Annotated in this window: 6 protein-coding genes; all 6 read left to right on the top strand. The window is 69.2% G+C overall.

Annotated features, from left to right (window positions below):
- Window positions 1-340: 340 nt before the first annotated feature.
- Window positions 341-1201: a carbohydrate ABC transporter permease gene (locus ACFWEE_RS27650; RefSeq protein ID WP_386893110.1), complete on the top strand. Its 861-nt coding sequence runs from the start codon at window positions 341-343 to the stop codon at window positions 1199-1201.
- A gap of 11 nt (window positions 1202-1212) precedes the next feature.
- On the top strand, window positions 1213-2106 hold the full coding sequence (locus ACFWEE_RS27645; protein ID WP_327174642.1) for a carbohydrate ABC transporter permease: 894 nt from the start codon (window positions 1213-1215) through the stop codon (window positions 2104-2106).
- Window positions 2107-2158: 52 nt separating this feature from the next.
- Complete coding sequence (locus ACFWEE_RS27640; protein WP_328722821.1) at window positions 2159-2338, top strand: DUF6903 family protein; 180 nt, start codon at window positions 2159-2161, stop codon at window positions 2336-2338.
- Window positions 2335-3762, top strand: a complete 1428-nt coding sequence (locus tag ACFWEE_RS27635; protein ID WP_386893107.1) for an alpha-L-fucosidase — start codon at window positions 2335-2337, stop codon at window positions 3760-3762. The genes ACFWEE_RS27640 and ACFWEE_RS27635 overlap by 4 nt, the downstream gene beginning before the upstream one ends.
- 149 nt (window positions 3763-3911) lie before the next feature.
- Complete coding sequence (locus ACFWEE_RS27630) at window positions 3912-4931, top strand: peptidyl-prolyl cis-trans isomerase (RefSeq protein WP_386893105.1); 1020 nt, start codon at window positions 3912-3914, stop codon at window positions 4929-4931.
- Entirely contained in the window at window positions 4928-7288 is a 2361-nt protein-coding gene (locus ACFWEE_RS27625) for a discoidin domain-containing protein (RefSeq protein ID WP_386893103.1), read from the top strand. Before ACFWEE_RS27630 ends, ACFWEE_RS27625 begins: the two co-directional genes overlap by 4 nt.
- Window positions 7289-7299: the final 11 nt, after the last annotated feature.

The following is a 7299-nucleotide window of genomic DNA, read 5'->3' as shown; positions in this document are numbered from 1 at the left end:
AGAGACAGCCGCCGGCGCCTCCACCAGGGCGTTGTCGAACGTCCCGCCCGTCCGGCGACGCCCGGCACGCACGCTCGCCGCGGTGCCGGGACCGCCCGCACCCGGCACCGCCGGACCCGCTCTCCGGGCGGACGGCGCGACGTTCGACACACCCCCTGGCCGGGAGACCTTCCCCACCCCACTCAGGACCGCCTCGTACGACCGAAGGACCGGCACGGTGACGACCCTTTCCACCCCACCCCAAGACTCAGCGGACCCCGTATCGAAAACGCGCACGTCCGCCGGTGAATCCCGGCGCGGCAAGGCGTCCCCCGCACGCCGGTCCGGCCACACCCGCTTCGTGCTCGCCTGCCTGCTTCCCGCGCTGGTGCTCTTCGCGGTGTTCATGGTCTACCCGACCGTGAACGTGTTCCGGATGTCGCTCTACACCTGGAGCGGCTTCTCCCCGGACATGAAGTTCGTGGGGCTGGACAACTTCCGCCACCTCGTCGACGACGAGCAGTTCGTGCGGGCGTTCCAGAACACGGTGACGCTGCTGGTCGTGGTCACCGCGGTGACGATGGGGATGGGCCTGTTCCTCGCCGCGATCATGACGCGGCAGAAGCTGCGCAGCCGCAACTTCCTCCGGTTCGTGCTCTACATCCCGAACGTGCTCTCCGTGGTCGTGATCGCGGCGGTCTTTTCCGCCATCTACGACCAGAACAACGGTCTGCTCAACAGCATGCTGCGGCTGGTCTCCCTCGACAGCTGGCAGCAGGTCTGGCTCGGCGACCAGAAGGTCGTGCTCTACTCCGTCGGCATCGCGATGGTCTGGCAGTCCCTGGGCTACTACATGGTCCTCTACATGTCGAGCATGTCGAGCATCCCCGAGGAGCTGTACGAGGCCAGCGGGCTCGACGGAGCCTCCGCCACCCGGCAGTTCTTCTCCATCACGATGCCGCTCATCTGGCAGAACCTGCGGACCTCGCTGACCTTCTTCATCATGAGCGCGGTCAACCTCAGCTTCGTGCTGGTCCGCGCGATGACCGGCGGCGGTCCCGACAGCTCCTCCGAGGTCCTGCTGAGCTACATGTACAAGCAGGCGTACACGAACTCCTCGTACGGCTACGGCATGGCCATCGGTGTCGTCATCTTCGCGTTCTCCTTCCTCGTGTCGCTCCTGATGAGCCGGGCGACCAAGCGCGAGCCCCTTCAGTTCTGAGGACAGACACCATGACCGTGATCAACACACCCCGCCCTCCCGCCGCCCGCTCGCGGATCGGCCGCGTACTCACGTACGTGCTCGTCATCGCCCTCGCCCTCGCCATCGCGGTGCCGGTCGCCTGGGTACTGCTCGCCTCCCTGAAGAAGAAGAGCGAGTTCTTCGGCAGCCCCTGGACGCTGCCCGAGGGACTGCGCCTGCAGAACTACGTCGACGCGTTCACCGACGCGCACATGGGCCAGTACTTCGCGACCTCGGTGTTCGTCACCGTGCTCGGCCTGGTCCTCGTCCTCGCGGTCTCCGTGCCGGCCGCGTACGTCATCGCCCGGTACGAGTTCAAGGGCAAGGGCTTCGTCGAACTCCTGCTGCTCGGCGGGCTCTTCGTCAACGTCAACTACATCGTCGTCCCGATCTTCCTGATGCTGGTCGACTGGGACAAGGCGCTCGTCGACGTCTTCCCCGGCGGGTTCTTCCTCGACAACCCCTCGGTGCTCTCGCTCGTCTACGCGGCCACGTCGATCCCGTTCACGATCTACCTGCTCACCGCGTACTTCCGGTCCATCCCGGTCGCCTACGAGGAGGCCGCGTCGATCGACGGGGCGTCCCGGTTCCGGATCATGACCCGGATCATGCTGCCGATGGCCCGGCCCGCGATCACCACCGTGATCCTGTTCAACTTCCTCGCCTACTGGAACGACTTCATCATCTCGCTGACCCTGCTTCCCGGCGAGGGAAAGACCGTCCAGGTCGGCCTGCTCAACCTGTTCACGGCACAGAAGGCGGCGGCGGACTACGGACGCCTGTACGCCGGCATGGTCATCGTCATCGTCCCCGTCCTGATCGTCTACGCCTTCATCCAGAAGCGGCTCATCGAGGGCATGGCATCCGGCGGCGTCAAGGGCTGACGGGCCCCACAGCGACCGGGCCCGAGCGGCCCCGGTGGAAGGAAGGACCGACATGAAGGACTCGACGCGTACGGCGCTGCTCGTCGGCGTGCGCACGCTCGTCGCGGCGGCCTGCGTGGCGCTCGTCGTGGTGGAGCGCAGGACGATCGGCTGGGGACACCTCGGCATCATGCTCCTCGCGCTGGCCGGGCTGATGGCCCTGCTCGCCTCGTACAACCGGAGGTACCAGTGACCACCGCGGCCACGTCCGCACGGGCGCTCGCCGAGGTCCGGCCCAGTGAGCGGCAGCTCGCCTGGCAGGAGATGGAGTTCTACGGCTTCATCCACTTCGGCATGAACACGATGACCGACCGGGAATGGGGCGAGGGGCACGACGCCCCGGCCCTCTTCGACCCGGCCGACCTCGACGCCGACCAGTGGGTGGCCTCGCTCAAGAGCGCGGGGATGACCGGCGTCATCCTCACCTGCAAGCACCACGACGGCTTCTGCATGTGGCCGAGCGACGCCACCGACTACTCGGTCGCTTCTTCGCCGTGGCGCGGCGGCAAGGGCGACGTGGTCGCCGAGGTCGCCGAAGCCGCCCGCCGGCACGGCCTGAAGTTCGGCGTCTACCTCTCCCCGTGGGACCGCACCGAGGCGTCCTACGGCTCCGGGAGCGCGTACGACGATTTCTACGTCGCCCAGCTCACCGAACTGCTCACCCGCTACGGCCCGGTGTTCTCCGTGTGGCTGGACGGCGCGAACGGCGAGGGCCCCAACGGCAAGCGCCAGGTCTACGACTGGGAGCGCTACTACGCGGTGGTCCGCGAGCTCCAGCCCGACGCGGTGATCAACGTGTGCGGTCCGGACGTCCGCTGGTGCGGCAACGAGGCCGGCGAGACCCGCCCCGACGAGTGGAGCGTGGTCCCGCGCGCCCTCCAGGACGCCGAGCGGACCGCCTCCGTCTCGCAGCAGGCGGACGACGGCGCATTCTCCCGGCTCGTCCGCAGCGACGACCGCGACCTGGGCAGCCGGGCCGCGCTCGAGGGGCACGAGTCGGACCTGGTCTGGTACCCGGCCGAGGTCAACACCTCGATCCGCCCCGGCTGGTTCCACCACACGGCCGAGGACACCGAAGTCCGCTCGGTGGACGAGCTGTTCACCATCTACCAGCGTGCCGTCGGCGGCAACTCCTGCTTCCTGCTGAACGTCCCCCCGGCCGCGGACGGACGTCTGCGGGACGCCGACGTGGCAGCCCTGGGCGGACTCGGCCGGCGCATCGAGGAGTTCCGCTCCCGCCGGATCGGGGCGAGCGCCACGGTCACCTCCGGCGCCCCCGGGGACGTCGCCACCGCCTGGCCCGGCAGGGCGAAGGCGCCCTGGCGCCCGGACGGAACCGACACCCGCCCCACCGTGACCCTCGCCTTCGACGGACCCCGCCGGGTCGAGGCGGTCGTGCTCGGCGAGGACATCACCCAGGGCCAGCGCGTCGAGCACGTCGTCGTCCGGGGCCGCCGGGAAGGCGAGTGGACCACGCTCGCCGAGACGCGCGCGGTGGGCTACCAGCGCATCCTCACCTTCCCGCCCGCCGAGGTCGACACGGTCGAGTTCGCGATCACCGCGACCCGGGACACCCCCGTCGTCGCCCGGGTGGCGGCGATCGGGGCGGGTTCGTGAAGGGCGCGGCGCCCGGCACACGGACGCCGCGCCCCCCGGCGGGCTCCCGCAAGCCCGGCTCCCGCAAGCCGGCCGCCGGGCGCGGCGCCGTCGCCGCCGCCCGCACGGCACCGGCGCCCCGGCGCCCGTCGCGGCGGACCCTCGCCGCGGTGACCGGCGCCGTCCTCGCCGTCGTCGCGGTGGTCGTCGCGACGGTGACGATGTCCGGCGGGCACCGGGGTGACGACGTCGCCACCCTGGGCGGGCGCCCGGTCACCCGCGAGGAACTCCTCTTCCACATGGGACGGCTCGCGCCCACCGTGCAGAACGAGCTGACCACCACCTACCACCTGGCGACCCCGTTCAGCTGGGACGCGAAGGCGGGGGCGAAGACCGCGCTCCAGCGCCTGGAGAGCAGCGCGTTCGACGAGATCCGCCAGGACCGGGCCACCCTCGTCCTCGCGCAGCAGCGGGGTCTCGTCGACTCCGTCGACTTCGCGGACCTCTCCGCGGAGCGCACGGCGGAGAACGAAGCCCGCGCCCAGGCGGTCCAGGCCGGCCAGACCGTCTACGGGGTCACCGACTTCTCCCCCGAGGAGTACTGGACCCACCGGCTGACCGAACTCACCACCACCCTCAAGGACCTGCTCAGCAAGAATCCCGGCGACCCGCTCCACGTCACCGACGCCGAGGTCCGCAAGGCCTTCGACGCGGACCCGGACTCCTGGAGCGCCAACGCGACCACGTACGCGTACACGCAACTCGTGGTCCAGGTGCCGGACGGCGCCCCGGCGGACTTCGCCGCCGCCCTCCAGCGCCGGGTGACGGCCGCCGGGCACCTCGCGGACGTCACCGGGGTGGACGGCGCGAAGCTCACCACCGGCACCTACGGCGGCAGCGGCTCGACCGGGCTGAGCACCCACGACCAGGACCTCGTCTCCGTACTCGGGGACCTCCATCGAGGCCAGGTCTCCGGGCCCGTCAAGGGCACCGGCCAGATCACGTACTACCAGCTCGACAGCGTGAAGACCGACAAGGACAAGGCGTACACCGAGTACTCCCAGCGGATCCGCCAGTCGCTCGTCGAGAAGAAGTACGCCACCTACCTCCAGCGCCGGGCCGACGACGCCTCGATGCACGTCGACAGCTCGGCGGTGGCCGCCATCAACGCGAAGGACGTGCAGCAATGAGACCTGCCGACATCGGCCCGCCCGCCGACGAGGCGTCGGTGAAGCGCCCGTGGCTCACCACGCGGACGGTTCGCACCGGCCTCGCCTCCGCGCTCGCCGCGCTGCTCGTGGGCTCGCTCGCCCCGGCCGCGCACGCCGCGAGCGAACCGAAGCACGCCGCCGCCCCCGCCGCCGCCGCCACGTCCTGGCCCGGCAACAAGCACAACGCGACGGGTGGCAAGGACTACTACATCGACGCCACGCTCGGCCACGACACCGCGGCCGGCACCTCGCCGAAGAACGCCTGGCGCAGCCTGGCCAAGGCGAACGCGACGACGTTCCACCCCGGCGACCGCATCCTGCTCAAGGCCGGCGAGCAGTGGCAGAACGAGCAGCTGTGGCCGAAGGGCTCCGGCAGCGCGGGCAAGCCGATCACCATCTCGGCGTACGGCGACAAGCGCGCCGGACGGCCCTACATCGCGACCAACGGCCACGTGCCCAGCCCGTTCAACGCGGACGGCACGAAGAACCCGCAGACCGTCGGTCTGACCGGTGCCATCGTGCTGCGCAACCAGCAGTACTGGGACATCGACAACGTCGAGCTGTCCAACGACGACGACTTCGCCACGGACATCACCAAGGGCACCTACGTCCGCGACGGCATCATGGTCTCGATCAACGCCGACCTCTTCCCGGACGGCGCGGACACGGTCATGGACCACTTCCGCATATCGGACATCTACGTCCACAACCTCGACGGCCCGAGCAGCTGGCAGAAGATCCACTACGGTGCGGTCGACTTCCAGGTCTTCGGCAGCAAGAGCTACAAGGCGTACCCGGCCGGCGGATACCACTTCAAGGACGTCCGGATCGAGAACAACACCTTCGAGAACGTCGAACTGCACGCCGTGCAGTTCGCGTTCAACTGGTTCGCCGCCGACAGCGCCGACTCCGGCCAGTACGACGAGGCCGGCAAGTGGCACGAGGGCTGGGAGCAGCTGTGGGTGCGCACCCGCGACCTGTACAGCCGTGACGTCTACATCGGCCACAACTACGCCAAGAGCATCGGTCAGGGCGCCTTCCAGCTCGCCGACTCGCAGCGGATGACGGTCGAGTACAACGAGGTCAACGGCTTCCTGGAGCGCTACAACGCGGTCTCCTGCGGGCTCTACCTGTGGGCCGGCGCCGACTCGACCATGCAGTACAACGAGGTCTACGGCGGTCCGGACAACGAGTACGACGGCACCCCCTGGGACCTGGAGTACACCAACTTCAACGTCACTTACCAGTACAACTACTCGCACGACAACGCCGCGGGCTGGATGGCCTACATGGGCAACAGCTCCAACTCGGTGGCGCGTTACAACCTCAGCGTCAACGACAACGGCGTGCTCGTGAAGAACATGCTGTCGACGAACTACGCGCCGACCTACTTCACCAACAACACCTTCGTCTACGACGGCGCCGACCTGAACACCGTCCACGACGAGACGTTCCTGAGCCGCGTCTACTTCCTGAACAACATCTTCTACAACACCTCGGAGACCACCCCGACGCCGTGGTACCGCCGTACCGGCGCCCTGCGGCAGGCCGTGTTCTCGAACAACGACTACTACGAGGCGTCCGGCGTCCACTCCGCGCAGGAGCCGGCCGACCCGGACGGGCTGCGGGCCGACCCGAAGTTCGTCGGTGACCCCGCGCACTACGTCACCGGTGCGGGCGTCGACAAGATCCGCAAGGCCGCCGCGCCCTTCGCGCTGCGCAAGGACTCGCCCCTGATCGACGCGGGCCGCTACAACGCGCACCTGGGCACCGAGGACTTCCTCGGTACGCACCTCTACTACGGCGACGCCCCGGACATCGGCATCGCCGAGTCCAAGTCCGGCCGCAAGGTGGCCCACCCGGTCGACACCGACCCGATCGAGGACGAGACGGACAACAGGGTGAACCTCGCCCTGGGCAAGCCCGTGACCGCCAGCTCGACCCACCCCGGGGCGAACGGCTCGCTCGGCGCGGAGAAGCTGACCGACGGCAACCTGTCCACCCGCTGGGCCGCCGCCGACGACGCGACCTACCCGATCACGCTCGACGTCGACTTCGGTGCGGACACCACGTTCGACCAGGTCTACCTGGACGAGTACACCGACGCGGGCACCAACCCCCGCGTGCAGTCCTTCGAGCTCCAGCGCTGGGACGCGGCCACCGGTTCCTGGGTCACCTTCGCCACCCGTGACGCGGGTGTCGGACACGACCTCACGGTGACGGGCTTCGGCACCGTCACCAGCTCCAAGCTGCGGGTGGCTCTCACCAGCCAGATCGCCACGGAGCAGTACACCCCGAGCCTGACCGAGATCTCGGTCTACCGCGCGGGCGCGTAACAGCGCGGAGC

Source organism: Streptomyces sp. NPDC060184 (assembly GCF_042728795.1).
GTDB lineage: Bacteria > Actinomycetota > Actinomycetes > Streptomycetales > Streptomycetaceae > Streptomyces.
This window is presented reverse-complemented; position numbering and strand designations above follow the sequence as displayed.

Bases quoted from the DNA above. Each gene is read 5' to 3' on its own strand.
- ACFWEE_RS27625 (WP_386893103.1), top strand. From the start codon at position 4,928: ATGAGACCTGCCGACATCGGCCCGCCCGCCGACGAGGCGTCGGTGAAG.
- ACFWEE_RS27640 (WP_328722821.1), top strand. From the start codon at position 2,159: ATGAAGGACTCGACGCGTACGGCGCTGCTCGTCGGCGTGCGCACGCTC.
- ACFWEE_RS27645 (WP_327174642.1), top strand. From the start codon at position 1,213: ATGACCGTGATCAACACACCCCGCCCTCCCGCCGCCCGCTCGCGGATC.